The sequence below is a fragment of the Ruegeria sp. ANG-S4 genome (assembly GCF_000814005.1).
GTDB lineage: Bacteria > Pseudomonadota > Alphaproteobacteria > Rhodobacterales > Rhodobacteraceae > Ruegeria.
This window is the reverse complement of the sequence record NZ_JWLK01000001.1, coordinates 823,531-848,948: the sequence shown is the minus strand read 5'-3', so window position 1 is coordinate 848,948 and position 25,418 is coordinate 823,531. Positions and strand designations below refer to the sequence as shown.

Here is a 25,418-nt window from a genome sequence, read left to right as displayed (position 1 = left end):
ATGACGCAAAAGACGCTTTTGAAAGGGCGCGTTCTGGCCTTTGACGGCTCACCCTTCGACGTAGACCCGACTGAGGCGGCAAAAACGCATGAGACGGTCCTTGTTCAGGACGGACGCATTGCCGCGTTGGGGCCTTTCGCCGAATTGTCACAGACGCATCCCGACGCGCGGGTCACGGACTATGGCAACCACCTGGTCATGGCCGGGTTTGTGGACCCGCATGTCCATTATCCCCAAACCGCAATGATCGCCAGTTGGGGAAAGCGCCTGATAGATTGGCTGAACAGCTATACCTTTCCCGAAGAAATGAAGTTCGGTGATCCGGCCTATGCCGCGGAGATCGCAAACCGTTATCTGGACCTGACGGCGTCGCACGGCACCACGACAATGTGCAGCTTTTGCACGATCCACCCTGAAAGCGTCGATGCCTTTTTCACCGCAGCACAAGCGCGCGGGCAGCGGGTTGTTGCAGGCAAGACCTGCATGGATCGCAATGCGCCTGATGGATTGCGGGACACGGCGCAGACCGCCTATGATCAATCGCAGGCTCTGTTGGAGAAGTGGCACGGGGTTGACCGGCTGTCTTACGCCATCACACCCCGGTTTTCGCCGACATCAACACCGGAACAGCTTGAGGCGATGGGCGCGCTTTGGGCCGAGTACCCGCACTGCCTGATGCAAACGCATCTCTGCGAACAAACGGATGAGATTGAATGGGTTCGATCCCTGTTTCCAAATGCGCGCGACTATTTGGATACCTATGAACAATTCGGGTTGCTTGGAAAAAACGGCCTCTACGGGCATGTCATCCACCTTGAAGAGCGGGAACGTGACCGGCTGCGCGATGTTGATGCGGCGTTGATCCACTGCCCAACATCCAACACCTTTATCGGTTCGGGCCTGTTTGACATGGAAGGGCTGATGCGTCAGGGCCACCGGGTTGGTCTTGCCACAGATACCGGCGGCGGGTCCAGTTTCTCGATGCTGCGTACGATGGCTGCGGCCTATGAAATTGGTCAGCTGCGTGGCACCCCACTGCACCCGGCGCAACTGTTGTGGTTGGGCACCGTTGGCTCTGCCCGCTCATTGCGGATGGAAGACAGTATCGGAAACATCGCGCCGGGGATGGAGGCGGATCTGGTCGTCCTCAACCTCGCCTCAACGCCCGATATCGCCCAACGAGAAGCCACGGCCAACGACCTTTGGGAAGCGGTGTTCCCGACCATAATGATGGGCGATGACCGGGCCGTGGCCGAGGTTTGGATCGGTGGAAATCGCGCGAATACCTAGCTCCGAAGGGCGTGGGCCAGCAGGTTCTGTCTTTCTATCACACGCGGCACGTCAATGGATGTCACATGCCCATCGCGCACGATCTGGCGCCCTTCGACAAACAAGTGTTTGACGCGAACCGGTCCCGATAGCAGCAATGCCGCGGGGTCCCAACTGCCTGCACTTTCAATCCCATGCGTGTCCCAAATGGCGACGTCGGCCCGCTTTCCGGGCATCAACCGACCGCAATCCGGGCGGTTCAAAACGTCCGCACCGCCACGGGTGGCGATTTCCAATGCCTCACGCGATGACATGGCGTCCGCACCGCGCGATACACGTTGCAGCAACATCGCCTGCCGTGCTTCCAGCATCAGGTTTCCATTGTCATTGCTTGCCGACCCGTCGGCGCCAAGGCCGACGTTCACGCCCCGATCCCGCATTTCACGCACCGGAGCAATGCCAGACCCAAGCCGGCAATTGGAGCACGGACAATGGGCCACGCCAGTCCCGGTTTTTGCAAACAAGTCGATCTCTGCCCCGTCCAGCTTGACGCAATGCGCGTGCCAGACATCCTCACCGGTCCAACCCAGATCTTCGGCGTATTGACCGGGGCGACATCCGAACTGGGCGCGTGAATAAGCGATATCCTCGTCATTTTCTGCCAGATGCGTATGCAGCATGACGCCTTTGTCCCGCGCCAGAATGGCCGCGTCGCGCATCAAATCCCGACTGACCGAAAACGGTGAACACGGGGCCAACCCCACCCGGCACATGGACCCTGCGGACGAATCGTGAAACGCATCGACGACGCGAATCATATCTTCGAGAATCGCGTCTTCGGCCTCGACCAAGCTGTCCGGCGGCAGACCGCCTGCGCTTTCACCGATACTCATCGCCCCGCGTGTCGGCTGGAACCGCAACCCAACCTCTGCCGCGGCTGCAATTGTGTCGTCCAATCGCGATCCATTGGGATAAAGATACAGGTGATCAGAGCTGAGCGTGCATCCGGACAACGCAAGTTCAGCCAGACCGATCTGCGCGGAAACGAATATCTCTTCGGGCCCAAACCGCTCCCATACCGGATAGAGCGTCTTGAGCCAGCCGAACAGCAAGGCATCCTGACATCCCGGCACGGCACGTGTCAGCGTCTGATAGAGGTGATGATGTGTATTCACCAAACCCGGTGTCACGACGCATCCGCTTGCATCGTGGATTTCACCCTTGGTTTCAAGCTTATGCCCGATTTGTTCGATTGCCCCGTCGCGGATCAAAATGTCGGCATTGTTCAATTCGCGCCGCGCGTCATCCATCGTCAGAATGGCGTCGGCATTTCGGATAAGTATTTCGGGCATTAATCGCACTCCTGCATTTGCCCGTCTCATGCAATGGAGGTGCGTGGCTGGTGGAAAACGGGCTCAAGAACCAGCCAATGGTACCCTAGCCCGGACGCATGGCGGCGGCAACCGCGTTCAGAATTGCCGCAAAATCTCCAATGCAGATGCGTGCAACTCGGCGTTGGCTGCGGCTAGTGCCCGTCCGCCGTGATGCGCCGGATTGCCTTGCCAGTCTGTGACCACGCCACCCGCGGCCTGGATCAAGGCGATTGGGGCCTGAATGTCGTATGACTGCAATCCGGCCTCGATCACCAGATCGACCTGCCCGGCAGCCAGCAGCGCATAGGCATAACAATCCATGCCGTACCGGGTCAATTTGGACTTTTGGGATACGGCACGGAATGCGTTGCCTTCGGCTGGTGTTCCAACCTCGGGGAAGGTTGTAAATACTATCGCCTCTTCAATGGTGCGGGTCTGGCGCGTTGCAATCTGCATCGTTCCCGCCGGACCCTTGGAAATCGCGTTGCCTTCGGAGCCTAAAAACCTTTCACCGATATACGGTTGGTCGACTACACCCAGAAAGGGGCCAGCTTCGGTTCCCAACGCGATCAGAACGCCCCAGGTCGGCGTGCCGCTGATAAAGCCGCGCGTGCCATCAATCGGGTCAAGGACCCAGGTCCGCCCGCTGGTGCCAGCGGTTTGGCCAAATTCTTCGCCTAAAATCCCGTCCTCTGGCCGATGCTGCGCCAGAACGGCTCGCATCGCTTTTTCGCCTTCGCGGTCGGCAATCGTGACCGGATCGAATCCATCGTCTTGCTTGTTGTCGGCTTCAAGATTTGGCTGACGAAAATAAGGAAGAATGGCCGCCCGCGCCGCGTCGGCCATTTCTTCGGCAACTTCTAGATCGCTTAACGGGGTGTTTTGCATGGCTTACCCGTGCCGCCACCATGCCCCATTGTCAACCCGGTTGGATCAGGCGACTTCGCTGAGAACGCGCGCCAGTTCGAACAAGCGACGGCGCTGGTTTTCCGGAATGGCGTAGTAAGAACGCACCAGATCCAAAGCCTCTTTATCCGCCATCAGATCGGCCGGGACAGATTTTTTGTCTGCATCGCTTTTCTGAGTCTCTTCCAGACCCTCGAAGAAAAAGCTGACAGGAACATCCAAAGCCTCTGCGATGTCCCAAAGGCGCGACGCGCTTATCCGGTTGGCCCCTGTTTCGTATTTCTGGATCTGCTGAAACTTGATACCAACCTGCTGCGCCAGTTGCTGTTGGGTCATGCCAATCAGCCAGCGGCGATGCCGGACGCGTTTGCCCACATGGACATCGACGTGATGGGTCATTGGTAGTCTCCTCTGTAACTCAAACAACCATTCAGGAACTCGCTACAAATGCTGCCCCGCCTGCATAGCGGGTCGCTGCTTAAGGACTTCCTAACGCGGAACATGCCCCCCGAACGGCACCTAAGACCTATATTGACGCATTCCGCCTTTTTTTCAAGCGGGTTGTATTCCTCCCAAAGAATAGTTGTTTATGGTTGTACAAAACGTGTCTTACCTCCTTTTGTTTCTATTTTAGCGACAATTAGAAGTAACGTCGGTCAACCGCGCAGCAGGGCCTTGCTTTCGATTTGACATTTCTGCGCCATCGCTGACCTATGCGGTCAAAGAACCGGAGCTCCCACATGCTGGCGTATCGCGTAATCACCAAAAACTCCAAGGCCGAGCTATGCAATATTGAGGCTCCCAAGCCAGAAGCCCAACAGATTCGTGTGCGAATTAAGGCCTGCGGATTGAACTTTGCCGACCTTCTGATGCAGAAGGGAACGTATCAGGACACTCCTGAAGCACCCTTTACCTTGGGGATGGAAGTTGCCGGCATTGTTGACGCAATTGGAAACAATGTGACGGAATTCAGACCGGGTGACCGGGTCGCTGTTTATTGCGGACAGGGCGGGTTGGCCGAATTTGGTGTGTTCGACGCAGACCGCGCGATTGCGCTGCCTGACTCCATGTCTTTCGAGGACGCGGCTGCGATACAGATTGCCTATGGCACCAGCCATATCGCGTTGGCGCACCGGGCCCATCTGCAGGCAGGAGAGACCCTTTTGGTTACCGGCGCAGCAGGCGGCGTGGGCCTGACGGCCGTCGAGATCGGTAAGCTGATGGGCGCGAGGGTCATCGCACAGGCGCGTGGTGCAGACAAATTAGAGATCGCCAGGAAAGCCGGCGCGGATCACCTGCTGGATGCAAGCGAGGACCTGCGCGACAGGGTTATTGCGCTCGGCGGCGCGGATGTGGTGTACGATGCCATTGGCGGCGAGACGTTCAACGCAGCATTCCGCGCAACCAACCCCGAGGGTCGTCTGCTACCCATCGGGTTTGCCGGCGGCGAGGTTCCCCAGATTCCCGCGAACCACCTTTTGGTCAAAAACCTTTCGGTCATTGGCTTTTATATCGGCGGCTATCTGACGTTCAGATCCGCAGTGGTGAAGGACAGTTTTTCAACCTTGTTTCGGTGGCATGGCCAAGGAAAGATCAAACCGCATATCAGCCATGTTCTGCCCCTTGGCGACGTGGCAAAAGGACTGCAGTTGCTGAAAGACCGAAAGTCCACGGGCAAGGTCGTCATCACACCTTGATCGCTACCCGGCCACGGCCCGCAATGGCGAACCACCCAGCATGAAAAAGCTCTGCCGGACCAACGCGGCCAACGCGTCAACCACGGGATCACGCCCACTTTCGCCCCCGTAGAGGTTGATCCGGTGCGCCGGTAATTCCGGCAGCGCACTGCCTGCGTCGATTTGTTCCAGATGCGCAGCTTCGGTGCCGTCGAGCATTGCGTTAACCGCCAGATCGGCACTGACGGTGGCTTCGATGGTTCGGTCGTTTTCCGTCTCGACCGACAACTCCCAAGGCACCCCTGCCGCGTCCAACGCGGCGATCACTTGCGGGCGGAACATGCAGCGCCGACCAAGAGCCAGCGGGATCGGTCGTTTACGCCACGCCGAACCGCCCGGCGCACCAATCCACCGTAATGGCAATTCGGCAATCGTCTCGGCCCCTTCTGAACCCGTCGTTTCGGTCGACAGGATCAGATTGCATTCCCCGCGCTGATACATCTCTTTCAATTGCATCGTGTGCGATGAAATCAATTGCACCCGCACCCTTGGGAAATCCGCATTGAAACGCTGCAGCACGCGGGGAATCGCCGGGTACACGATGTCATGCGGAACGCCCAAAACCACCTCACCCTCAAAAGCCTGATCCGTGAGTTTCGAGATGACCTCGTCGTTCAACGCGATCATTCGCCGGGCGTATGCCAGCAACTGCTCGCCCGAAGCGGTCAGGGCAATCGTCCGCCCGCTGCGGTCCAGCAGATCCAGGCCCAGCAGCTCTTCCAATCGCTTCAGTTGCATCGAAACAGCAGACTGGGTCAGGTGCAAAAACCCTGCTGCGCGTGTGACGCCGCCGTGATCCGCAACGGCGACAAAGGATCTAAGTGTCGTGATGTCCAGATTTCGCAACTTCAAGATTCCTTATGGGTGCCATCAAAAACATTCGTTTCAATAATGTGCCATATTCCCCCATATAGATCAACAGAATTGATCCAAACCAAGATTGGCATCAAAAAACCACGAAAGGACAATAGTTATGACCCTAATAACTCAATCACAGTCCAAATGCGGTGTTCCTGCCTCTCGTCGCTTTAAACTCTTGGACTTTCTGTCTTTGGCAAGACAGCGCCGGGCGCTGGCACGACTGGATGCGCGGGCCTTGGAAGACATCGGAGTGACCCGCGAACAGGCGCAGTCCGAAGCCGCGCGCCCGATGTGGGACGCACCGGATAACTGGTTAAAGAGCCTGTATTAATCGCCTCAACCGCAAATGCGGGTCGCCGGTTTGGGCGACCTGCCACTTTTGTTGATAGTTTTCCTGAGTTTTAGCCGCAAAACCCTTGAAACAGCGGGCGTACTCTCCGATATTTGCTGGGAAACCAGCCTGCTTTCGCGGGCCGGGAACAGATGAATGAAGGGAGACCCTTATATGGCACAATTCGACACGATCCGGACAGCGGCCGGCGCGCGCGCTGCCGAGATTGATGAGGGCCTGCGCGCCCACATGAACAAAGTCTACGGCACAATGTCCGTAGGTATGTTGATCACCTTCGCCGCGGCGTGGGCGATCTCTGGTCTGGCAACCACTACCGATCCATCTGCGGCGGCGGCTCAGCTGAGCGAAGGAAAATACCTGACATCGCTGGGTTATTCCTTGTTCGCATCGCCCTTGAAGTGGGTCATCATGTTTGCCCCGCTTCTGTTTGTGTTCGGCTTCAGCGCCGGGATCAACCGCATGTCGGCATCCGCAGCACAGTTGGTGTTCTACACGTTTGCGGCCGTCATGGGCGTTTCGATCAGCTGGATTTTCCTGGTCTTTACCGGCCAGTCGATCATTCAGGTTTTCCTGATCACCGCGATCGCATTCGCAGGTCTGTCGCTGTACGGGTACACGACCAAGAAAGACCTGTCTGCAATGGGTACGTTCCTGATCATGGGTGTGATCGGACTGATCGTTGCGTCAATCGTGAACATCTTTATCGCCTCTTCGGCGATGGCCTTTGCGATTTCGGTGTTGGGCGTTCTGATCTTTGCCGGTCTGACCGCGTACGATACGCAAAAGATCAAAACCACCTACTTGCAGATGGCCCATACAGGCGATCAGGAATGGCTGGGTAAAGCCGCAATCATGGGCGCGTTGAGCCTGTATCTGGACTTTATCAACATGTTCATGTTCCTGCTTCAGCTGTTTGGCAACCGCGAATAAGCGGGCGACATATTCAATCAAAAGGGGCGGGTCCTGTCGACCCGCCCTTTTTTGTGTCTCTCCATCAAAAAGCCCCCGCCTGATCGACGGGGGCTTGGACGTGAGAGAGAGTTTGTCAGCTGCAGTTCAACGGCACTGCGAAGCCAGAGCTCTTTTCTGACGAGCCTTTGCGATAGACTTGGCCCGCCGGCAGGCAGCCGGTAAACCGTTCGGTTTCCGATCCAAAAATGGACCCGACCGAATTGTCGACCCGGGTGCTGTTGCTGGGCGTCCGCAGCACGCCGAACAACTGCCCATTCACGGACACGGTGCTGAGGAACAGCGTTGTTGCGCTTCCGGACAGATGCACCGCCGTCGTGTCGCTGCGTCCACCGTTGTCGATGGCGACACCCGCCAGCTTTTCCAACTCAGTCTTGTCAGAGGTCACCTGAACGGTTGGCAGTTCGGCAAGCTCGGCCGGAACATTGGTTGCGTCAGGTACGAACGCTGCGGCACCTTCCACATCGGAGATAGTGCGCGGCTCACCGTCAATTCCGGTAAAACCGACGCCCTGACGGTTGAAGGGGTCTTCACAGGCCGAAAGGGTCAAAACAGCAAGTGCTGGCAAGATGATTTTTTTCATGGCGGTCAACATTTTGGATCGGTTAGCTAAAGCGTAGCGGCAGGTGGCGCGAAAAAGCAAGCCACCCACATTCCGATTACCCACAGCGCTGATGCGCCTCTGCAACGGCCAGAAATGCTCCTATCATGGCGTTGGGCACAAAAAAATGGACCCCGCCAGCGGCAGGGCCCATTTTGAATTCCACGTCAAAAGGCAGATTACTTGATCTTGCCTTCCTTGTACTCAACATGCTTGCGAGCGACCGGGTCGTACTTACGAACGGTCATTTTCTCGGTCATGGTGCGCGCGTTTTTCTTGGTCACGTAGAAGTGGCCCGTGCCCGCGGTCGAGTTCAGACGGATCTTGATTGTCGTCGGCTTCGCCATGGTTATCTCCTGCGTCCGAAAAGGCAGGGGCCTTTCGGTTAAATTCTCCTGAGCGTGCGCTTTTACGCCCTGCACGGCCCATGTCAAGGGCATTCGCGCCCGCACAGGATTGGAAGTCAAGTCGATAAGGTCGGAGCCCCCATATAGGTGTGAATCTGGTCGCGTTCCGCGTCCGACAGGCCCAAAGCCGTCGCCAATTGGTGCAGATAGGACGCCTCGCGCTGATTATCCAATCGAATCGCTGCCAAAGATGTCGCGTAGATCTGCGTCTTCAGCGGCGCGCCAGAATCGGCCGCTAATCCGATCACGTCAATCGGGGCCTCCAACTGTTCCTGAACAAAGGCACGCTCTTCGTCGCTGATGTCATCGCCCAATTCACCCAGGATGGTCTCCTTTTCATGCGCATCCAGTTCGCCGTCCGCTTTGGCCGCTTGGATCATCGCACGCAGCATCAGTTTGGCCTGTTCCTCCATCATGGCACCGCCGGGCGTGCCTTTGAAAACCGTGTCCATCATGTCCACGGTCTGCTGACTGCCGGTTTTCGCAGCCCCCTGCATCGCGTTCATCAGCCCGCCCAGGCCAGCGACCCCAGCCGAATTCGCTATTCCAAGCTTACCGATCATGTCCTGAAATCCACCTGCGCCACCGGGCAATCCGAACTGCTCGGCCATTTTGCCCAACTGGTCCATTCCAAATCCGCCGCCAGCGCCTTGCATCATGTCTTGCAAACCGGCCATGCCGCCCATCTGCTTGTATTTTTCCAACCCTTTGGCCGCGGCAAATCCTACGGCGACCGACGCAAGCGCTTTCATGAAGCTCATGACAATCCTCCCAATGAATTTAGTGTTTTATGATCCGGAAGAATAACAACTCAGCGGGCTCAAGGATACAGACCTTGGAATGACCGGCGAGTTCACGCGCGATGGTTTTGACCTGCTTTGTGAAATTCATCCCAGTAGATCTATTGCTGGCATGCGACATCGGCCGGCCACTCATTTGAGTAAATTGCAATTTTATGATATGTGTGCGCTTTATCTTAAGAAGCCAATTACAGGCTCATTCCCAGAGGCAAAATATACAGGCTGTTTCCGCGGCAGGTAGGTTTTGCATGAAACAGATTTCTGGGGGGCATCATGACAGAATGGGAAATTCAGGGTGAGGAGCTTGCCAACTGCAACTGCGATTTTGGCTGTCCGTGCCAGTTCAGCGTTCTTCCCACACACGGAAGCTGCGAGGCGGTCGTCGTTTTCGACATTAAAAGTGGGTATTACGGCGATACCGATCTCGGCGGTTTGCGGGCCGCCGGAGTGTACCACTGGCCAGGGCCGATCCATGAAGGCAATGGCCAAATGCAATTGGTCATAGACACCACGGCAAGCGCCGACCAGCGCGACGCGCTGAACGCCATAATGACGGGTGAAGACACTGACGAAATGGCAACATTTTGGTACGTCTACAGCGCCATGGCTCCGACCAAATACGAAACGCTTTACGTTCCGATTGAGCTGGAATGGAACAGGGATGAGCGCACGGGATACGCCAAAGCCCCCGGCGTCTTTGATATGCAGGTCAGCCCTATTCCGCATATCGTTTCAGGTGCCCCGCACCGGGCGTCCATCCAATTGCCAAATGGGTTTGAATATCGCCACGCTGAGGCCGCTTCGGGTTCGGCCAAAACCAGTGGCGGTGCAATCAGTCTGACTTTTGATGCGACACACGCGCATATGGCGCATCTGAACATCTCGGGCCACGGTGTCTTGGGCGCCTGACCAGAGGCCCGTCATGACCACGCAATCCACCCCACCCGGCACAGGGCCGGTCGAACAGTTGATGCGGCATGATCGCAGTATTGTGCTGGGCAGTCTGTTCCTGATCATTCTGGTTTCGGTCTGGTACACCGTCGCCGGTATTGGAATGAACATGACCGCGGTCGATATGACCCGCATGGCTGGCCCCATTGGTGAGCCAATGCAGATGGGCGGGGCACCGGTTTGGGACCTCAGCTATGCAGTTCTGATCTTTCTGATGTGGTGGGTCATGATGATCGCCATGATGACTCCCAGCGCGGCGCCGGCCGTCTTGCTGTTCACCGCGCTAAAACGGGCTGGGACCCAGAGGGAAAAAGCCTCCCGGTTCAGCCTTTGTTTTCTTGCCGGTTATCTGATCGCTTGGGGCCTGTTCAGCTTTGGCGCCACCATTGCACAGTGGGTGCTGGAGCAGATCGAGCTGTCAGATGGTCCTATGATGACGATCAGAGGCAGATCCTTCGCAGGATTTGTTTTGGTGGCTGCAGGCGCATACCAGCTTACAAGTCTCAAGACCGCTTGCTTGAGGCACTGCCAGAATCCGGCCCGGTTCTTGGCCGCCCATAACCGTCCGGGCGGCTATGGCGCATTTCGGACCGGTGCCTTGCACGGGCTCTACTGTCTGGGGTGCTGCTGGGCCTTGATGGCCCTGTTGTTCGTGGGCGGCATCATGAACCTGTATTGGATCGCTGGTATCGCCATTTATGTGGCGCTGGAAAAACTCATGCCCTGGACGCGGTGGCTTGTGCCCGCGACCGGCGTTGCACTGATAACCGCAGGCGTCTGGCTGATTGCAACATCATAAGATGCGGTGCGCCGCGGCGCATCGGAAGGCCAAGGGACCGGCCAAATTACGGGTCCGTTTGTAACCGCAAAACAGGAGGCATCCATGCCCATTTTTATTACCTACGCGTCTTATTCTCAGGAAGGTGTCAAGGGCATGCTGAAAAAGCCCAAGGATCGCACGGCACCCGTCAGGGCACTGTTGAAGAAAGTCGGCGGGAAACTTCTGGGCTTTTACATGACCACCGGAGACAATGACGTGGTTGTCGTAAGCGAAGTTCCGGACGGGACCGACGCGGTGGCCGTAGGTATGGCTGTTGCAGCGTCAGGTGCGGTTTCAAACGTTCAGACAGTGCGCGCATGGAAGGCAAAAGACTTTGCTGCCGTTACGAAAAAAGCGGCAAAACTGGCTGGAGCTTACGCACCGCCGGGTCGCTGATCAGGCGACGCGCGCGGAGGGCACATAAGCCGGATTTTGTTCCGGGGTTGCCCCCATTGATGACCATTCCTCTGGGCCGCACATTGCTGCGCGGCTCAAGCTGCCAACCCGGTCCCTCTTGGCCAAGACGTGCCTAGCGGCGGTATCGGTTTGCACCGACCAGCCCGCGCGGGGACCCTATTTGGCATTGCTCCCGGTGGGGCTTGCCGTGCCGCCGCTGTTGCCAGCAGCGCGGTGGGCTCTTACCCCACCGTTTCACCCTTGCCTTGGACCAAAGCCCAGGGCGGTTTGATTTCTGTGGCGCTTTCCGTCGGGTTACCCCGCCCGGGCGTTACCCGGCACCGTTGCCTTGTGGAGTCCGGACTTTCCTCTGAGGTCTGCACCCCAGCAGCCATCCGTCCCTCCGCGCAGGCGCTGGGTAGGCTTTGCATGCAGCCGCGTCAAGGGTGGATCGGGCGTCAAAGGGGCCAGCCCCTTCTTGGCCTGCGGCCAATTCAACCCCGGGGTATTTTTGGCCAGATGAAGCGCGGATCAGGTTTGCGCCGAGGTATAGCAGAGCGGCGAAAAATCTTCTGGAGCCAAGGCCCCTCTGCCCCAGGGGCGGAATCTCAGGCGAACCGCGGCGAGCAGTGTTTCGTCATCGACATCAGACGGAAACCCGGCGTTGTGCGCCAATTCGCGAAACAGACGCACCGGTGCATCCGACGGCCCCTTGGCGCTGGATCTGGTTTGGGCCAATCCAAGGCGCTCGAGGCGGCGCCAATCAAATCGGGGCCCGGGATCCGACTTTCGGCCAGGCGCCATATCGGAGTGACCGATTACACCGTCGGGCGGGATCGCCCAGCGTGACATGAGACTGGTCAGCAAAGCCTCTAGGACAGCCATTTGTGGCTCGGTGAACGGGTGTGCGCCTGTATTGTCCAACTCGACACCGATCGAGCGGGAGTTTACATCGCCTTGTCCCTGCCAGCTTCCGGCCCCGGCGTGCCAGGCCCGATCTTCCTCGCGAACCATTTGCCAGAGCGTTCCCTGCGCGCCAATCAGATAGTGGGCGGAGACTTCGTGCACCGGATCGCACAACCTGTGCAATGCGGATTGAGCGTCGTCCATTGCCGTGTAATGGAGGACGATCAGCGACGGCTTTTGACCGTCACGGCGGGCCCCGAAGTTTGGGGAAGGATGCCAGATTGGCGCCGGAAGATCAGTTGTTGACGGCACTGCGGAACGGGCTTGGGTCCCACCCGCAGGCATAACCATCGCCATCGGGATCAAGCCCTTTGCGGTCCCGTTGCGGGCCGCCACTGGACAGAAATTCGATCTGGGCCTGATCGGGGGACGGATACCGCGCGCAATTGCGCTGCGCCTTGGCCTGCAGGTTCAGACCAGCGCGGCTGTACACTTGCGTGCCAACCGGGTTCGAGGTGCTGAGAGCGTATTGAACGATGTTGGGCTGCCCGTCCTGGCCCCGCTCGGGAACGGCGGTTGGGGCGACAACCTCGTATGTCTGCCGGTTCTGTTCGATACGTGCCGCATCGGATTCGATGCTGCGTCGATTTGAGACGGCCGAGAAATCCTGTTCGTCCGAGATGGCCGTATTGCTGACCGGGAGCGCGGCTGCGCCTTGGGCCCCTTGGGGCGAGGTGCTGGCAAGGGCCGCCGCGGTCTGGTTCGCAATATCGGCAGCACTATCGCCGTCAGACTCCAACGCCGACAGGGGCTGTTGTGAGACATCTTCGGGGGGCAACAGCGGATTACCTGCGTATCCCTGCCCCGCCAGTTGCGCTTCGCGCTGCGCCTGATATTCCGGCGTGTTGAAACCGGTCCCCTGAACAGGTGCCACCGTCTCGCAGGCAGTGATCAAACCAAGGGTGGGGATCAAAAGCATCTTGCGCATTGGCAGCTCCGTCGTCTTGCGTTGCTTGATCAACTGCAGGCTTACCACCATTTCCCGGGCTTTGCCACAAACCCGGCTGCGCTCTCGAGCGCATAGGCGGTGTTGAGCAGATCGCCCTCGTCCCAGGGACGCCCGATCAACTGCAATCCCAAGGGTAGGCCTTGTTGATCGAGACCAGCGGGAACCGAAATACCCGGCAAGCCAGCAAGGTTGACCGTCACAGTGAAGACGTCGTTCAAATACATTTGAACGGGGTCAGCCTCGGTCATCTCTCCCAGACCGAAAGAGGCTGACGGGGTCGCCGGGGTCAGGATGGCGTCGATACCTTCGGCGAACACGTCCTCAAAGTCTTTTTTGATCAGCGTCCGAACGCGGCGCGCACGATTGTAATAGGCGTCGTAGAAGCCCGCAGACAGCACATAAGTGCCAATCATGACCCTGCGCTGAACCTCGTGACCAAAACCTTCGGCGCGGGTTTTCTCATACATCTCTGTGATGCCATCACCCTGCGAGAGCTGTGCCCGACGACCATAGCGAACGCCGTCATAGCGGGCGAGGTTTGACGATGCCTCGGCCGGGGCAATCACATAATACGCAGGCAGCGCGTATTTTGTGTGCGGCAGCGAGATATCGACCATCTCGGCGCCTGCGTCTTTCAGCATCTCGGCCCCGTCGGCCCAGAGCTTTTCGATCTCGGCAGGCATTCCGTCCATGCGGTATTCCTTGGGGATTCCGATCTTCTTGCCTTTGATGTCGCCGGTCAGCATCGCCTCAAAGTTGGGCACCGCCAGTTCCGCGCTGGTGGAATCCTTGGGATCGTGGCCGCACATGGTTTCCAGCATGATCGCCGCATCGCGCACGTTCTTGGTCATCGGCCCGGCCTGATCCAGAGAGGAGGCAAAAGCAACGATGCCCCAGCGCGAGCAGCGGCCATAAGTGGGTTTGATGCCGGTGATACCGACAAAGGCGGCAGGTTGACGGATCGATCCGCCCGTATCGGTGCCGGTTGCGGCCAGACAGAGATCAGCAGCCACAGCAGAGGCCGATCCGCCGGACGACCCACCCGGTGTTAGTTGCGCGCCATCGTTTCCACGCCGCCATGGGCTGACCGCGTTGCCATAGGTCGAGGTCTCGTTGGACGATCCCATTGCGAACTCATCCATGTTCAGCTTGCCCAGCATCACGGCACCCGCATCGGCCAGTTGCTGCGATACGGTGGATTCATACTCGGGCTTGAAGCCTTCCAGAATCTTCGACGCGGCCTGCGAAGGCACGCCTTTGGTGCAAAACAGGTCTTTGATGCCTATGGGCAGGCCACACATGGACGGTGCGTCGCCCGCCTTGATGCGTTCATCCGCCGCCTTGGCGCGGTCCAGAGCAATCTCGGGCGTTTTGTGGACAAAGGCGTTCAGCGCGTCGGCCTCATCAATGGCCTTGAGGCAGGATTCGGTCAGCTCGACCGAAGTCACATCACCCGCTCGCAGCGCATCGCGGGCCTCGGCCAGGCCCAGTTTGTTCAGATCGCTCATGACTCACTCCACAACTTTGGGAACAGCGAAGAACCCTTCGCGCGCATCTGGGGCATTGGACAGGACCTTGTCCTGCTGGTTCCCATCCGTGACCACATCCTGACGCCGCTTCAGACGCATCGGCTCGACCGAGACCATCGGCTCCACCCCGTCTACATCGACCTCGTTCAGTTGCTCGATGAAGCCGAGAATGGTGTTGAACTCGGACGCCAGCGCGGGCAGCGCGTCATCCTCGACCTTGATCCGGGCCAGTTTGGCCACCTTTGCGGCGGTGCTTTGGTCAATCGACATCGGGAAACCTCATATACGCTTAGCAGGGCGTTTACCTGTCTGCCGCGTCGGTCGCAAGTGCGCCGAGCACCCAAATTCATAGGGTTTCGAACAAGCGATATCTGTGCCGACCTAGGGTCCTGCGAGAGTGTCTAATTCACAAAATAAACTGATCAGTTCATTTTGCCTCTTGAAATATGAACTAAACAGTTCATTTCATAAAGACGACGTCAATCATCCCCGGAGTAAAACCATGAAATCGCTGATGACCGCACTGGTTCTTTCCCTCGCAGCATTTTCGGCACAGGCCGGATCATTTGGCCCCACCATGGACACCCTGACCCGCGACCTGAGCTTCCCTGCACCGACCACCCAGACAGTGACAAAAGACAAGACCCCCTCGGGCAATTGACATGCCCCTTGTTCCCGGGCGGGGTCGCTGACACCCTGCCCGGGACTTGCGCAATTCCCTGCTGCGCTGCCTGGACCAAGCCGCTAAGCTATGTTCAAAAGCTACAGCCCAACAAGCCAGCGGAGCGGTAAATGAGCGCACAAAAGCAAAAGGTTCTGGACGCAATCGATGCAGCCAATTCCCATGACCCCAATCAGGAAGAAGGTACCCCGGAGGCACTGCTTTACGGGCAGAGAATGAGCCAGGAACTGACGCGCCTTTTCCCGGATGCCTCGGACGAGTTGCAGATCGCCGCGCGTGGGCAGCATGTTGAGCGCTGGAAGCTGAAGCGAACCGAATACCCGGAAGGTCGCGCCGGATATCTGGCATGGCGCAAGGCACAAGGGGTCCACCACGCTGATGTCGTCATGGGCCTTATGAAAGATACGGGTTACGCGCCCGAGTCGGTCGAAACCATCGGGCGCATGTTGCGCAAACAGGGCATCAAACGCGATGCCGAGGTTCAGGCACTGGAAGATGTAATCTGTTTTGTGTTCCTGAAATGGTATTTCCAACCGTTTGCGGCCAAACACTCGGAAGAGAAAATTCAGAGCATCGTTGAGAAGACAGCAAGGAAAATGTCCTCGGAAGCCCGTGAGAAGGTATTGGAAGAGTTCAGTCTGCCCGATCCATTGGCGGCTGCTTTTCGGGCCTAAAGCAAACGGTGGGCAGGCCGTGGGGGCGGAGCATTGGACACTCTTGAACTGATAATAGACTTGCACATCCGTGGCGACCGTCAAGGGCCGGGAAGTGCATCTTCGACGCGACGCGCCATTGAACTGGCGGGACTGAATGACAAGAACCCCTTGCAAATCGCGGATATCGGATGCGGCACAGGAGCGGCCAGCTTGATCCTGGCTGGCGACCTTCAGGCGGATGTTACCGCGGTTGACCTGCTGCCCGAGTTTCTGACCGAATTGAACAGGCGCGCTGAACAGCTGGGTCTTGGCCAACGCATCACGACCCGGACCGCCTCAATGGATGCGCTTCCGTTTCAAGATGCCGCATTTGATGTGCTTTGGTCCGAAGGGGCGATCTATAATGTCGGCTTTGAAACGGGCATTCAAAACTGGCGAAAGTATCTTAAACCCGGTGGAATTCTTGCCGTGTCCGAGTTGACTTGGCTGACCCGAGACAGGCCGGATGAGCTTACGCAGCATTGGAACCGTGAATACCCCGAGGTCGCCCTGCCCTCGGTCAAGATTGACCAGCTTGAGGCGCATGGATACGAAACTTTGGGCTATTTCCCGTTGTCGCCTGATTGTTGGAGAGACGAATACTACGATCCCATGCAACGGCGGTTCGACGCGTTTCTGGAGAAAAACAATCACTCGGGCGAAGCCAAGGCGCTGATCAAAGCCGAACAGGCAGAAATGGACCTGTACAAGCGGAACGTGGCTTATGTTAGCTATGGCTTTTATGTCGCGCGGAAGCTGCCGGACTGAATAACAACGCGCGCCGATAAACTTCGATCATCCAGCCCAGCATCGTGGCGTTCAGGATATGCCACATAAAGTGCGTCCCGGCTGGAACTTGCGCGCACAGCGGCTCGTCTATCGCACGGAACGTGATTGATACAATCAGGATCGCCGCGCCGATGGCCAAACCCTGCGCGACGTCAGGAACGCGACGCCGCAGCAAAACGGCATAAATCAATATCAGCAGGGGAATCGGAGCGTAGGCCGAGGATCCACCCAACCCGGGCACAAGCTGAAACACCGGAATGGTTGCAGCAGCAAACGGGAAGAACAAAAGCGTCACGCCCGACGCAGTCCAGAAATTCATGCCCCAGACATCGCGGTTGATGGCAAATATGTAGACCAGTACGAACAGCAAAATGGGCGTTACGTCCACGATTGCGGCCCAAATCTGCGCGTGAGTGTGAAACAGATAGCTGCCGACCCCAATTATCGCCAGCAAGACAATCAGCAGCCGGGCCAGGGGCGCTTTTTGCCCGCGCATCTGCCGCCACATGATGAACGCCGCCAAAAGAAACGCTGCGTTTGTCACTGCGTTTATGGGTTCAGCCCAGTAGTCCGGGGACACCCTTTCGCAATAGCCGTCAATTTGCTGCATCCAATTCATAGATTTTTACATAGCGGATGCTAGGTTGGTGCCAAGCGCATATTGGGAGGATTATTTATGAATATCATTTGGCTGGGACATGGAAGCTATCGCATAGAAGCCGGCGGACAGGTGCTTTTGATCGACCCCTGGCTGACTGGAAACCCGTCTTTACCCGAAGATCGTCACGCCGATGCTGTCGCGGGGGCCACGCATATCCTTTTGACCCATACGCATTTCGATCATGTGGTTGATGTGTTGCCGCTGGCAAAGCAATTGGGCGTTCCCGTTGTCGGCCAATATGACCTAATGGGCTATTGGGCCGAGGCTGAGAACATCGAAACCATTGGTTTCAACAAAGGCGGCACTGTCAATCTGAATGGCGTCAAGGTTTCGATGGTTCCGGCATCCCACAGTTCAACTTTCCAGACGCCGGATGGGCTGCGCACAGGCGGGTCCGAGGTGGGCTTCATGATCGCCGCAGAAGGGCGTATGGTCTATGCCTCGGGCGATACAGACATCATGGCCGATATGGATTGGATGGGCGATTATTATAAGCCAGACATCGGTATCCTGTCTGCTGGTGGGCATTTCACGATGGATATGAAAGGCGCGGCCTACGCGGCCAAGCGGTATTTCAACTTCAAGACCGTAATTCCCGGCCACTACAAAACCTTCCCGATTCTGGAGCAATCTGCCCAGGAGCTGGCAGAAGGTCTTCCCGGTGTCGACGTGATCGAACCAGAGGTGATGCGGGCAATCAAATTGTAGCGTCACCGCCGCGCGGCAAAAAACGCTTTCAGGAGGTCAGCGGCCTCCTGCGCCGCGATACCATCATAAATTTCGGGGACGTGGTGCGCCTGATCGTGGGTGAAAATCCGTGCACCATGCGCAACGCCGCCGGATTTGGGATCGGAGGCGCCATAATAAATGCGCCGAATCCGGGCTGCCGCCAAAGCCGCCGCGCACATCGCGCAGGGTTCAAGGGTCACATACAAGTCGTGGTCCGGCAACCTTTCAGAGCGTGCATCGGCACAGGCGGCACGCAACGCCAAGATCTCGGCATGGGCTGTGGGGTCGTTCAGCTCGCGCGTCCGGTTGCCCGCTTTGGCAACGATGCGGCCATCGGGCGAGACTATGACGGCCCCCACCGGGACTTCGCCGCGGTCTGCGGCCGCACGCGCCTCGGCCAGCGCCGTTTCCATATGCGATCTGAATGTCATTGCCCCTGACTGCATCAGAAACCTGCCTTTCGCAAGCGGACGGGATGGGTTATGGCCTGCGGATGAACAAAACCCCTCCTCCCGGCGATCGGATCGCCAAAGTTCTGGCCCGCGCTGGTATTGCGTCGCGCCGCGAAGCCGAACGCATGATCGAAGCCGGTCGTGTGGCCGTGAACGGCACCACGATTGACAGCCCCGCGCTGAATGTAACGGATCAGGACAAGATCGTTGTAGATGGCAATCCGGTGTCGAAACCCGAGCCATCTCGCCTTTGGCTTTACCACAAGCCCTCTGGTCTGGTCACAACCACCCGTGATGAAAAAGGCCGCGCAACGATTTTCGACAATCTGCCCGAGGACATGCCCCGCGTCATGAGCGTCGGGCGACTTGACCTGAACTCGGAAGGGCTGCTGTTGCTGACAAATGACGGTGGCATCAAGCGCAAGCTCGAGCTTCCCGCAACCGGTTGGTTGCGAAAGTACCGCGTTCGCGTGAACGGTCGCCCCAAGGACGAAGACTTCGCCCCCCTCCGTCGGGGATTGGTGATCGAAGGTGAACGGTTTCAACCGATGACAGTCACGCTGGATCGCCAACAGGGGGCAAATGCGTGGCTGACAATTGGACTTCGCGAGGGCAAAAACCGTGAAATCCGTCGGGCGATGGAAGATATCGGATTCTCGGTAAACCGCCTGCTGCGTGTTTCATACGGCCCGTTTCAACTTGGCAGTCTGAAACCCGGTGAGGTGGAAGAGATCCGTCGCCGGGTTCTGCGCGACCAGTTGGGTCTGGATGGCGAAGCCAAACCGGAAACAACGCCAAAACGCACCGCCCGCCCGCAAAGAAAAAGAGCGCCAATCAACAAGAAACATCGCAGCTGACGTAGGTTTAGCGACCTTCCCCCTAGCGCCAAGCCCTCGCATCCACTACCTTTTCTTCAAGGGTTGCAGCGGGGGGCCTTATGTCCGGGACGGGAATGCAAAAACTTGCCTATGTGGCGTTGCTTGTGCTGCTATTCGGCGTGTGCACTGGCGTGCTGGGGGGCCTGTAAGGCATGTCCAAGCGGTTCGGCGGAAAATACAGCCCACAGGGCGGCTCGGACCCGGGCGAGCAAACGCCGCGCGGTCAGTTCGAACGCGCGCGCGTGGAACCGGCCGGTGCCCGAGCCAATCTCTTGTTCCTTCCCGCAATTCCGCTGATTTTCCTGTCGATCAATGACGGCGCAATCGGCATGACAATCGGTTTTGTGGCCGCAGGGCTGTTGACGGCAGCGGCGTTCTTTCTGCGAGAGGGCTTGCGCGCCGAGGCTGCATACAACACGCGCCGCACAGCCAGACGCCCAGCCTTCCCTCGAAAGATATTCGCCAGCGCACTGACCGGCCTGGGCACTGCCCTGGCATCTTATCGAACCGAATTTCTGAATGCTGACGCTGCAGCGCAAGCGAGTCTGGTCGCGCCCATCCTGTTCGGCGTCGTCGCGAGCGCATTGCATTCTTTGTCCTTCGGCATTGATCCGATGAAAGACAAGGGTATGAAGGGGATCGACACTTTCCAGCAAGACCGCGTGGCCCGCGTGGTCGAAGACGCCGAAACGCATCTGTCAGAGATGACCGATGCCATCAAACGCGCCGGTGACCGACGGGTCGAAGCCCGGGTCGAGCGGTTTCAGGATACGGCCCGCGATCTGTTTCGGACAGTCGAAGAAGACCCGCGTGACCTGGCGGGTGCCCGGAAATATCTGACGGTCTACCTGCAGGGCGCGCGCGACGCGACGGTCAAGTTTGCTGACGTCTATGCCAGAACTCGGGACGCGCAGGCCATGGCGGATTACACCGCGCTGCTGGATGACCTTGAACAGAATTTCGCAGCCCGCACGCGAAAAATGCTTTTGGATGACCGCAGCGATTTGACGGTCGAAATTGATGTGCTGCGCGACAGGCTGCAGCGCGAAGGAGTCCGGCTGGACTGACCGGCCATAATTTGAGCGAGGATTACCCCATGTCCGAAGATATCAAGAACAAGGCGGTTCAAGCCGAAACTCTGGTGCAGGAGGTGACGGCTGTCGCGCTGCCGGAACCCCAGACCGAGATTGTGCCGCTGGAAGAGGCAGATGAACCGGTGAGTGCCGAAATCCGCAAACGTATGGATGAGATCGACATGGGCAATACCAACTCGATCGTGGCGTTCGGTTCATCGGCGCAGGCCGAGTTGCAGGAAATCAGCCAAGCCATGCTCGCAGACGTGCGGAACAAGGACGTTGGCCCCGCAGGCGACAGCCTGCGTAACATCGTGACTACGATCCGTGGCTTTTCAGTCAGTGAGCTGGACGTTCGGCGCGAACGCAGTTGGTGGGAAAAGCTTGTGGGCAAGGCGGCACCATTTGCCAAGTTCACCGCCCAGTATGAAGAGGTTCAGGGGCAGATCGACCGGATTACCGACGATTTGCTGGGGCACGAACACACGTTGTTGAAAGACATCAAATCCCTCGACCTTCTCTACGAAAAAACGCTGGGCTTTTATGACGAACTCGCATTGTACATTGCGGCAGGCGAGGAAAAGCTGACCGAACTGGACAGCCACGATATCCCGGAAAAAGAGGCCGAGGTTCAGGCTGCGCCCGAGGAAGAGCAGGTTATGAAAGCGCAGGAACTACGCGACATGCGGGCGGCGCGCGATGATCTGGAACGCAGGGTCCATGATCTGAAGCTGACGCGTCAGGTGACAATGCAATCCCTGCCCTCGATCCGTCTGGTGCAGGAAAATGACAAATCGCTGGTGACCAAGATCAACTCGACATTGGTGAACACCGTGCCGCTTTGGGAAACGCAACTGGCACAGGCCGTCACGATCCAGCGCAGCGCCGAGGCGGCGGCGGCTGTTCGCGATGCCAATGATCTGACCAACGAACTGCTGACCTCGAACGCGGCCAACCTGCGTGAGTCGAACAAAATGATCCGCGAAGAAATGGAGCGCGGAGTTTTTGATATCGAAGCCGTCAAGAAAGCGAACGAAGACCTTATCGGTACAATCAACGAAAGCCTTGCGATCGCCGATGAGGGCAAAGCCAAGCGCGCCGCGGCAGAACAAGAGCTGCAGAAAATGGAAACTGAATTGCGAGACACACTCGCCTCAGCCAAGGCACGTAAAGACGGGCCGGGCGATACGGCCAGCACTTCGGTTCCCGGCTGAGGGTCGCCGGATGGTCCCTGCCGGGTACCTCAGAACGGCCCTTGGGGTCTTGATGCTTGTCGCGCTATCCGCCTGCGACGAGGCGCTGCAGACCTCTGTCGCGCCGCAGCCCAGACCGTCGCAACCGCAAGTAGCGGCAAACGCCTACGTTCCGCCCTCTGCCGCCAGTCAGGAGTTGGCGCGGTATTATACCCGGGTCGAAAACGATCTGATCACGCGAGGATTGCTGCGCACGGACGGCGGCGGACCCGATACGCCGTATGACGCCGACGATCTGGCCCGCAACTTTGAAAGGATCGCCTTCGTAAACGAACATTCCGGACGAACGGGTCTGTATGCAGGGGGACAATCCGAGGTCAAACTGACGCGGTGGGAAAAGCCTGTTCGGATCACGACCGACTTCGGTCCAACGGTGCCGCCGGAAACCCGCAAGGCAGATCGCACAGAGATTGATGCCTTTGCGGACCGACTTGCGCGCGTCACCGGACACAGTATCCGCAGCGTTCAACGGGACGGTAACTTTATTGTCGTGATCGCTGGACAGGATGACACGGCCTATGTGCAGCAACGATTGAAAACACTGGTTCCGAATATTCCTCCAGACAGGCTGGCCTTACTTCGAAACCTGCAACGCCCATATTTTTGCTTGGTGTTTACCTTTGCCAGCCCGAACGCGGCGGACACGATCACAAAAGCGGTCGCCTTCATTCGGGCGGAAAACTCGGATTTGCTGAGATTAAGCTGTATTCACGAAGAAATCGCGCAGGGTCTTGGCCTGTCCAACGACAGCCCGTCGGCAAGACCGTCGATTTTCAACGACGATGACGAGTTCGCCTTGCTGACCAGTCATGACGAAAAGCTGCTATCCATGCTGTACGATCCCCGTCTGAAACCAGGAATGTCAGGGGAAGAAGCCCGTCCGGTGGCGCGAATAATTGCACGTGAATTGATGGGGCAGTCGCTCTGACCCCGGAAACAGGAGAGATCCAATGGGAATTTTTGACTTTCTGACCGGCGAGTTCATTGATGTCATACACTGGGTGGACGATACCCGCGACACAATGGTCTGGCGGTTTGAGCGTGAGGGCCACGAAATCAAATACGGCGCCAAGCTGACCGTACGCGAGGGGCAGGCTGCGGTGTTCGTGCATGAAGGCCAGTTGGCTGACGTGTTTACCCCCGGCCTTTACATGCTCGAAACCAATAACATGCCGATCATGACGACCCTGCAACATTGGGATCACGGCTTTCAATCTCCGTTCAAATCCGAGATTTACTTCGTCAACACAACCCGGTTCAACGATCTGAAATGGGGCACCAAGAACCCGATCATGCTGCGCGATCCCGAATTTGGGCCTACGCGTATTCGCGCATTCGGGACCTATACGGTGCGGGTCAAGGATGCAGCGAAATTCCTGGTCGAGATTGTCGGCACCGATGGTGAATTCACCATGGACGAGATCAGCTTTCAAATTCGCAATATCATCGTGCAGGAATTCAGCCGCGTCATCGCCGGATCGGGTATTCCCGTGCTCGACATGGCCGCCAACACCGCCGATTTGGGCAAACTGATCGCGGCAGAGGTTTCGCCCGTTCTGGATAGCTATGGGCTGGAGATGCCCGAGTTTTACATCGAAAACATCTCGCTGCCGCCTGCGGTTGAGGCCGCACTGGACAAGCGGACCTCGATGGGGCTTGCAGGCGATCTGGGCAAGTTTACACAGTATTCCGCCGCCGAAGCGATGACAGCGGCCGCCAACAACCCCGGTCAGGGTGGTGGCATGGGCGCGGGTCTCGGCATGGGGATGGGCATGGCAATGGCCAATCAAATGGCCAACATGTCTGCGGGCCAATCAAGTGGCCCTTGGGGCGCCGCCCCTGCTGCACCGCAACCGGCCGCGCAAGTGACACCGCCGCCGCCTCCGCCGGTTGAGCATGTCTGGCACATTGCGGTCGACGGGCAGACCAGCGGGCCATTTTCGAAAGCCAAGATGGGCCGCATGGCCACGGACGGTGAAATCACACGGGAAACGCACGTCTGGACTGCGGGTCAGGACGGCTGGAAAAAGGCCGGAGATGTGCAGGAGTTGGCGCAGCTGTTTACGATCCTGCCGCCGCCGCCTCCTGTGTCTTAAGCGTCAGATGGATGCGGAGTAGACAGTGTGAGCGGTGAAATTGCCATCGACGAACACCGGTTCCCGTGCGAGCAATGCGGCGCGGATTATCGTTTTGACCCTGCCAATGGCTCTCTGACCTGCGATCATTGCGGGCATACTCAGTCGATCGCCGCAGGCCCGTGGGGTGGCGCCAGCCTGAAAGAGTTGGACTTCGATGCTGCCGTCGCTGACCGCTTGCCGGACAGCGAAATTGAAGAAACGCGCGTGCTGACCTGCCCGAACTGTGCCGCGCAAGTCGAGTTCGACCCCAACACCCATGCCGCCGAGTGTCCGTTTTGCGCAACGCCGGTCGTCACTGATACCGGGGTCAGCCGCCATATCAAACCGCGCGGAGTGCTACCCTTTGCTCTTGATGAACGCACGGCACACAAGGCCATGGGCGATTGGCTGGGCCGGCTTTGGTTTGCGCCGAACGGCTTGAAAGACTATGCCCGTAAAGGTCGGAAAATGCAGGGCATTTATGTTCCCTATTGGACCTTTGATGCAGATACCAAATCGTCTTATCGCGGGGAACGTGGCACGGTGTACTATGAGACGCACACCGTTATGCGGGATGGCAAACGCGTTCAGCAACAGGTCGCAAAGGTAAGGTGGTCGCCGAAATCAGGGCGCGTCGCCCGCTTCTTTGACGACGTGCTGGTTCTTGCATCCCGCTCCTTGCCCAAACGCTACACCGATGCGCTGGAGCCTTGGGACCTGCCCGCGCTTGAACCGTATCAGCCCCAGTTCCTCGCCGGTTTTCGTGCCGAAGCGTATACTGTGGATTTGAAGGATGGTTATTCAGAGGCACGCGGACATATGGCGCGTGTGATCGAGCGGGACGTTCGGTTTGATATTGGCGGTGACCGGCAGCGCATTCATGCGGTCGATACGGACGTTCGGGACGTCACGTTTAAGCATATTCTGTTGCCGGTTTGGATGGCGGCGTACAAGTACCGCGGGCAAACCTATCGCTTTGTTGTTAACGGTCGCACCGGCCGCGTTCAGGGCGAGCGCCCCTGGTCAGCCATCAAGATCTCAATCGCCGTTGTTCTGGGCCTGCTCGTTGCCGCCGGTGTCGGGTATCTGGCAGCAACCGGTCAGCAGTGATCGTCGTTTTCGAATGTCATGACCTGCCAACTCACGCATCATCATTTGCCGGTCTTGGTTCAGATGCTTCGGCACCTGTCGGCGGTCACAGCCC

General features: G+C 58.0%; 30 protein-coding genes and 1 other RNA gene. 17 read left to right on the top strand and 14 right to left on the bottom strand.

The window, feature by feature from the left end:
* Entirely contained in the window at positions 1–1,290 is a 1,290-nt protein-coding gene (gene guaD / locus RA28_RS04310) for a guanine deaminase (protein ID WP_039525776.1), read from the top strand.
* Here the strand turns inward: guaD and RA28_RS04305 are convergent.
* From RA28_RS04305 to RA28_RS04295, 3 genes are all read right to left on the bottom strand, one after another.
* A complete protein-coding gene (locus RA28_RS04305; protein WP_039524041.1) occupies positions 1,287–2,621 on the bottom strand; it encodes an 8-oxoguanine deaminase in 1,335 nt (444 codons plus the stop codon). The genes guaD and RA28_RS04305 overlap by 4 nt on opposite strands.
* A 117-nt stretch (positions 2,622–2,738) precedes the next feature.
* Positions 2,739–3,530 carry a histidinol-phosphatase gene (gene hisN / locus RA28_RS04300; protein WP_082029716.1) on the bottom strand — a complete coding sequence of 264 codons (792 nt, stop codon included), beginning with the start codon at positions 3,528–3,530 and terminating at the stop codon, positions 2,739–2,741.
* A 45-nt stretch (positions 3,531–3,575) separates the two neighbouring features.
* Positions 3,576–3,947 carry a helix-turn-helix domain-containing protein gene (locus tag RA28_RS04295; RefSeq protein ID WP_039524038.1) on the bottom strand — a complete coding sequence of 124 codons (372 nt, stop codon included), beginning with the start codon at positions 3,945–3,947 and terminating at the stop codon, positions 3,576–3,578.
* A gap of 341 nt (positions 3,948–4,288) precedes the next feature.
* Between RA28_RS04295 and RA28_RS04290 the strand changes: the two genes are divergently transcribed.
* Positions 4,289–5,245: an NADPH:quinone oxidoreductase family protein gene (locus RA28_RS04290; RefSeq protein WP_039524036.1), complete on the top strand. Its 957-nt coding sequence runs from the start codon at positions 4,289–4,291 to the stop codon at positions 5,243–5,245.
* 3 nt (positions 5,246–5,248) lie between these two features.
* Here the strand turns inward: RA28_RS04290 and RA28_RS04285 are convergent, their stop codons facing one another.
* On the bottom strand, positions 5,249–6,130 hold the full coding sequence (locus RA28_RS04285) for a LysR family transcriptional regulator (RefSeq protein ID WP_039525769.1): 882 nt from the start codon (positions 6,128–6,130) through the stop codon (positions 5,249–5,251).
* A gap of 127 nt (positions 6,131–6,257) precedes the next feature.
* Here RA28_RS04285 and RA28_RS04280 point away from each other — a divergent pair, with 127 nt between their 5' ends.
* Together RA28_RS04280 and RA28_RS04275 are read left to right on the top strand one after the other, a co-directional pair.
* Positions 6,258–6,476: a DUF1127 domain-containing protein gene (locus RA28_RS04280; protein ID WP_039524034.1), complete on the top strand. Its 219-nt coding sequence runs from the start codon at positions 6,258–6,260 to the stop codon at positions 6,474–6,476.
* A 174-nt stretch (positions 6,477–6,650) separates the two neighbouring features.
* Positions 6,651–7,427, top strand: coding sequence for a Bax inhibitor-1/YccA family protein (locus RA28_RS04275; RefSeq protein ID WP_039525766.1), 777 nt, complete (start codon positions 6,651–6,653; stop codon positions 7,425–7,427).
* A 115-nt stretch (positions 7,428–7,542) separates the two neighbouring features.
* On the opposite strand, the gene RA28_RS04270 is transcribed toward RA28_RS04275, so the two are convergent.
* The 3 genes from RA28_RS04270 to RA28_RS04260 form a co-directional block, all read right to left on the bottom strand.
* Positions 7,543–8,049, bottom strand: coding sequence for a membrane lipoprotein lipid attachment site-containing protein (locus tag RA28_RS04270; RefSeq protein ID WP_193747349.1), 507 nt, complete (start codon positions 8,047–8,049; stop codon positions 7,543–7,545).
* 197 nt (positions 8,050–8,246) lie between these two features.
* Entirely contained in the window at positions 8,247–8,414 is a 168-nt protein-coding gene (gene rpmG / locus RA28_RS04265) for a 50S ribosomal protein L33 (protein WP_005630270.1), read from the bottom strand.
* Positions 8,415–8,530: 116 nt separating this feature from the next.
* On the bottom strand, positions 8,531–9,235 hold the full coding sequence (locus RA28_RS04260) for a DUF533 domain-containing protein (protein WP_039524028.1): 705 nt from the start codon (positions 9,233–9,235) through the stop codon (positions 8,531–8,533).
* Between the two features lie 312 nt (positions 9,236–9,547).
* Here RA28_RS04260 and RA28_RS04255 point away from each other — a divergent pair, with 312 nt between their 5' ends.
* The 3 genes from RA28_RS04255 to RA28_RS04245 all read left to right on the top strand — a co-directional run bounded on the left by RA28_RS04255 (position 9,548) and on the right by RA28_RS04245 (position 11,441).
* Positions 9,548–10,183 carry a DUF1326 domain-containing protein gene (locus RA28_RS04255; protein WP_039524025.1) on the top strand — a complete coding sequence of 212 codons (636 nt, stop codon included), beginning with the start codon at positions 9,548–9,550 and terminating at the stop codon, positions 10,181–10,183.
* A 13-nt stretch (positions 10,184–10,196) separates the two neighbouring features.
* On the top strand, positions 10,197–11,024 hold the full coding sequence (locus tag RA28_RS04250; RefSeq protein ID WP_039524023.1) for a DUF2182 domain-containing protein: 828 nt from the start codon (positions 10,197–10,199) through the stop codon (positions 11,022–11,024).
* Between the two features lie 84 nt (positions 11,025–11,108).
* Complete coding sequence (locus RA28_RS04245) at positions 11,109–11,441, top strand: GYD domain-containing protein (protein ID WP_039525752.1); 333 nt, start codon at positions 11,109–11,111, stop codon at positions 11,439–11,441.
* Between the two features lie 9 nt (positions 11,442–11,450).
* On the opposite strand, the gene rnpB is transcribed toward RA28_RS04245, so the two are convergent.
* From rnpB to gatC, 5 genes are all read right to left on the bottom strand, one after another.
* Positions 11,451–11,848, bottom strand: an RNA gene (gene rnpB / locus RA28_RS22190) — RNase P RNA component class A.
* Positions 11,849–11,972: 124 nt separating this feature from the next.
* Positions 11,973–12,692 carry an N-acetylmuramoyl-L-alanine amidase gene (locus RA28_RS04240; RefSeq protein ID WP_052261265.1) on the bottom strand — a complete coding sequence of 240 codons (720 nt, stop codon included), beginning with the start codon at positions 12,690–12,692 and terminating at the stop codon, positions 11,973–11,975.
* A complete protein-coding gene (locus RA28_RS04235; RefSeq protein WP_039525749.1) occupies positions 12,643–13,335 on the bottom strand; it encodes a hypothetical protein in 693 nt (230 codons plus the stop codon). Before RA28_RS04235 ends, RA28_RS04240 begins: the two co-directional genes overlap by 50 nt.
* 41 nt (positions 13,336–13,376) lie before the next feature.
* The gene (gene gatA, locus RA28_RS04230) at positions 13,377–14,864 is read right to left on the bottom strand and encodes an Asp-tRNA(Asn)/Glu-tRNA(Gln) amidotransferase subunit GatA (RefSeq protein ID WP_039524017.1); all 1,488 of its coding nucleotides are present in this window, start codon (positions 14,862–14,864) and stop codon (positions 13,377–13,379) included.
* 3 nt (positions 14,865–14,867) lie between these two features.
* A complete protein-coding gene (gene gatC / locus RA28_RS04225; RefSeq protein WP_039524015.1) occupies positions 14,868–15,155 on the bottom strand; it encodes an Asp-tRNA(Asn)/Glu-tRNA(Gln) amidotransferase subunit GatC in 288 nt (95 codons plus the stop codon).
* A 232-nt stretch (positions 15,156–15,387) separates the two neighbouring features.
* Here gatC and RA28_RS22765 point away from each other — a divergent pair, with 232 nt between their 5' ends.
* The 3 genes from RA28_RS22765 (at position 15,388) to RA28_RS04215 (ending at position 17,030) form a co-directional block, all read left to right on the top strand.
* Positions 15,388–15,546 (top strand): hypothetical protein, encoded by a 159-nt coding sequence (locus RA28_RS22765; RefSeq protein ID WP_193747348.1) that lies wholly within the window; start codon positions 15,388–15,390, stop codon positions 15,544–15,546.
* A gap of 131 nt (positions 15,547–15,677) precedes the next feature.
* Positions 15,678–16,241, top strand: coding sequence for a DUF4202 domain-containing protein (locus RA28_RS04220; protein ID WP_039524012.1), 564 nt, complete (start codon positions 15,678–15,680; stop codon positions 16,239–16,241).
* A 33-nt stretch (positions 16,242–16,274) separates the two neighbouring features.
* Complete coding sequence (locus tag RA28_RS04215) at positions 16,275–17,030, top strand: class I SAM-dependent methyltransferase (protein WP_039524009.1); 756 nt, start codon at positions 16,275–16,277, stop codon at positions 17,028–17,030.
* Here RA28_RS04215 and RA28_RS04210 read toward each other — a convergent pair.
* Entirely contained in the window at positions 16,990–17,670 is a 681-nt protein-coding gene (locus tag RA28_RS04210; RefSeq protein ID WP_039524007.1) for a ceramidase domain-containing protein, read from the bottom strand. The two genes, RA28_RS04215 and RA28_RS04210, sit on opposite strands and share 41 nt — an antisense overlap.
* 57 nt (positions 17,671–17,727) lie before the next feature.
* Between RA28_RS04210 and RA28_RS04205 the strand changes: the two genes are divergently transcribed.
* Positions 17,728–18,420, top strand: coding sequence for a metal-dependent hydrolase (locus RA28_RS04205; RefSeq protein ID WP_039524005.1), 693 nt, complete (start codon positions 17,728–17,730; stop codon positions 18,418–18,420).
* A 2-nt stretch (positions 18,421–18,422) separates the two neighbouring features.
* Here the strand turns inward: RA28_RS04205 and RA28_RS04200 are convergent, their stop codons facing one another.
* Positions 18,423–18,872: a nucleoside deaminase gene (locus RA28_RS04200; RefSeq protein WP_039524003.1), complete on the bottom strand. Its 450-nt coding sequence runs from the start codon at positions 18,870–18,872 to the stop codon at positions 18,423–18,425.
* On the opposite strand from RA28_RS04200, the gene RA28_RS04195 reads away from it, so the two are divergent.
* The 6 genes from RA28_RS04195 to RA28_RS04170 all read left to right on the top strand — a co-directional run bounded on the left by RA28_RS04195 (position 18,866) and on the right by RA28_RS04170 (position 25,324).
* Positions 18,866–19,750, top strand: coding sequence for a pseudouridine synthase (locus RA28_RS04195; protein WP_082029715.1), 885 nt, complete (start codon positions 18,866–18,868; stop codon positions 19,748–19,750). The genes RA28_RS04200 and RA28_RS04195 overlap by 7 nt on opposite strands.
* Before the next feature lie 173 nt (positions 19,751–19,923).
* Complete coding sequence (locus RA28_RS04190; protein WP_039524002.1) at positions 19,924–20,838, top strand: 5-bromo-4-chloroindolyl phosphate hydrolysis family protein; 915 nt, start codon at positions 19,924–19,926, stop codon at positions 20,836–20,838.
* A 29-nt stretch (positions 20,839–20,867) separates the two neighbouring features.
* A complete protein-coding gene (locus tag RA28_RS04185; protein ID WP_039523999.1) occupies positions 20,868–22,058 on the top strand; it encodes a toxic anion resistance protein in 1,191 nt (396 codons plus the stop codon).
* Positions 22,059–22,110: 52 nt separating this feature from the next.
* A complete protein-coding gene (locus tag RA28_RS04180; protein WP_039525744.1) occupies positions 22,111–23,025 on the top strand; it encodes a DUF2927 domain-containing protein in 915 nt (304 codons plus the stop codon).
* 22 nt (positions 23,026–23,047) lie between these two features.
* On the top strand, positions 23,048–24,193 hold the full coding sequence (locus RA28_RS04175; protein WP_039523997.1) for an SPFH domain-containing protein: 1,146 nt from the start codon (positions 23,048–23,050) through the stop codon (positions 24,191–24,193).
* Positions 24,194–24,220: 27 nt separating this feature from the next.
* Positions 24,221–25,324, top strand: a complete 1,104-nt coding sequence (locus RA28_RS04170) for a TFIIB-type zinc finger domain-containing protein (RefSeq protein WP_039523994.1) — start codon at positions 24,221–24,223, stop codon at positions 25,322–25,324.
* Positions 25,325–25,418 lie beyond the last annotated feature (94 nt).

What these genes read in the sequence shown, in the direction of transcription:
- RA28_RS04295 (WP_039524038.1), bottom strand. Translation starts at nt 3,947, where the DNA reads ATGACCCATCACGTCGATGTCCATGTGGGCAAACGCGTCCGGCATCGC.
- RA28_RS04210 (WP_039524007.1), bottom strand. Translation starts at nt 17,670, where the DNA reads ATGAATTGGATGCAGCAAATTGACGGCTATTGCGAAAGGGTGTCCCCG.
- hisN (WP_082029716.1), bottom strand. Translation starts at nt 3,530, where the DNA reads ATGCAAAACACCCCGTTAAGCGATCTAGAAGTTGCCGAAGAAATGGCC.
- RA28_RS04220 (WP_039524012.1), top strand. Translation starts at nt 15,678, where the DNA reads ATGAGCGCACAAAAGCAAAAGGTTCTGGACGCAATCGATGCAGCCAAT.
- RA28_RS04200 (WP_039524003.1), bottom strand. Translation starts at nt 18,872, where the DNA reads ATGACATTCAGATCGCATATGGAAACGGCGCTGGCCGAGGCGCGTGCG.
- RA28_RS04275 (WP_039525766.1), top strand. Translation starts at nt 6,651, where the DNA reads ATGGCACAATTCGACACGATCCGGACAGCGGCCGGCGCGCGCGCTGCC.
- RA28_RS04180 (WP_039525744.1), top strand. Translation starts at nt 22,111, where the DNA reads ATGCTTGTCGCGCTATCCGCCTGCGACGAGGCGCTGCAGACCTCTGTC.
- RA28_RS04190 (WP_039524002.1), top strand. Translation starts at nt 19,924, where the DNA reads ATGTCCAAGCGGTTCGGCGGAAAATACAGCCCACAGGGCGGCTCGGAC.
- RA28_RS04195 (WP_082029715.1), top strand. Translation starts at nt 18,866, where the DNA reads ATGTCATTGCCCCTGACTGCATCAGAAACCTGCCTTTCGCAAGCGGAC.
- RA28_RS04305 (WP_039524041.1), bottom strand. Translation starts at nt 2,621, where the DNA reads ATGCCCGAAATACTTATCCGAAATGCCGACGCCATTCTGACGATGGAT.
- RA28_RS04250 (WP_039524023.1), top strand. Translation starts at nt 10,197, where the DNA reads ATGACCACGCAATCCACCCCACCCGGCACAGGGCCGGTCGAACAGTTG.
- RA28_RS04185 (WP_039523999.1), top strand. Translation starts at nt 20,868, where the DNA reads ATGTCCGAAGATATCAAGAACAAGGCGGTTCAAGCCGAAACTCTGGTG.
- guaD (WP_039525776.1), top strand. Translation starts at nt 1, where the DNA reads ATGACGCAAAAGACGCTTTTGAAAGGGCGCGTTCTGGCCTTTGACGGC.
- RA28_RS04280 (WP_039524034.1), top strand. Translation starts at nt 6,258, where the DNA reads ATGACCCTAATAACTCAATCACAGTCCAAATGCGGTGTTCCTGCCTCT.
- RA28_RS04175 (WP_039523997.1), top strand. Translation starts at nt 23,048, where the DNA reads ATGGGAATTTTTGACTTTCTGACCGGCGAGTTCATTGATGTCATACAC.
- gatA (WP_039524017.1), bottom strand. Translation starts at nt 14,864, where the DNA reads ATGAGCGATCTGAACAAACTGGGCCTGGCCGAGGCCCGCGATGCGCTG.
- RA28_RS04290 (WP_039524036.1), top strand. Translation starts at nt 4,289, where the DNA reads ATGCTGGCGTATCGCGTAATCACCAAAAACTCCAAGGCCGAGCTATGC.
- gatC (WP_039524015.1), bottom strand. Translation starts at nt 15,155, where the DNA reads ATGTCGATTGACCAAAGCACCGCCGCAAAGGTGGCCAAACTGGCCCGG.
- RA28_RS22765 (WP_193747348.1), top strand. Translation starts at nt 15,388, where the DNA reads ATGAAATCGCTGATGACCGCACTGGTTCTTTCCCTCGCAGCATTTTCG.
- rpmG (WP_005630270.1), bottom strand. Translation starts at nt 8,414, where the DNA reads ATGGCGAAGCCGACGACAATCAAGATCCGTCTGAACTCGACCGCGGGC.
- RA28_RS04240 (WP_052261265.1), bottom strand. Translation starts at nt 12,692, where the DNA reads ATGCCTGCGGGTGGGACCCAAGCCCGTTCCGCAGTGCCGTCAACAACT.
- RA28_RS04205 (WP_039524005.1), top strand. Translation starts at nt 17,728, where the DNA reads ATGAATATCATTTGGCTGGGACATGGAAGCTATCGCATAGAAGCCGGC.
- RA28_RS04270 (WP_193747349.1), bottom strand. Translation starts at nt 8,049, where the DNA reads ATGAAAAAAATCATCTTGCCAGCACTTGCTGTTTTGACCCTTTCGGCC.
- RA28_RS04255 (WP_039524025.1), top strand. Translation starts at nt 9,548, where the DNA reads ATGACAGAATGGGAAATTCAGGGTGAGGAGCTTGCCAACTGCAACTGC.
- RA28_RS04235 (WP_039525749.1), bottom strand. Translation starts at nt 13,335, where the DNA reads ATGCGCAAGATGCTTTTGATCCCCACCCTTGGTTTGATCACTGCCTGC.
- RA28_RS04260 (WP_039524028.1), bottom strand. Translation starts at nt 9,235, where the DNA reads ATGAGCTTCATGAAAGCGCTTGCGTCGGTCGCCGTAGGATTTGCCGCG.
- RA28_RS04245 (WP_039525752.1), top strand. Translation starts at nt 11,109, where the DNA reads ATGCCCATTTTTATTACCTACGCGTCTTATTCTCAGGAAGGTGTCAAG.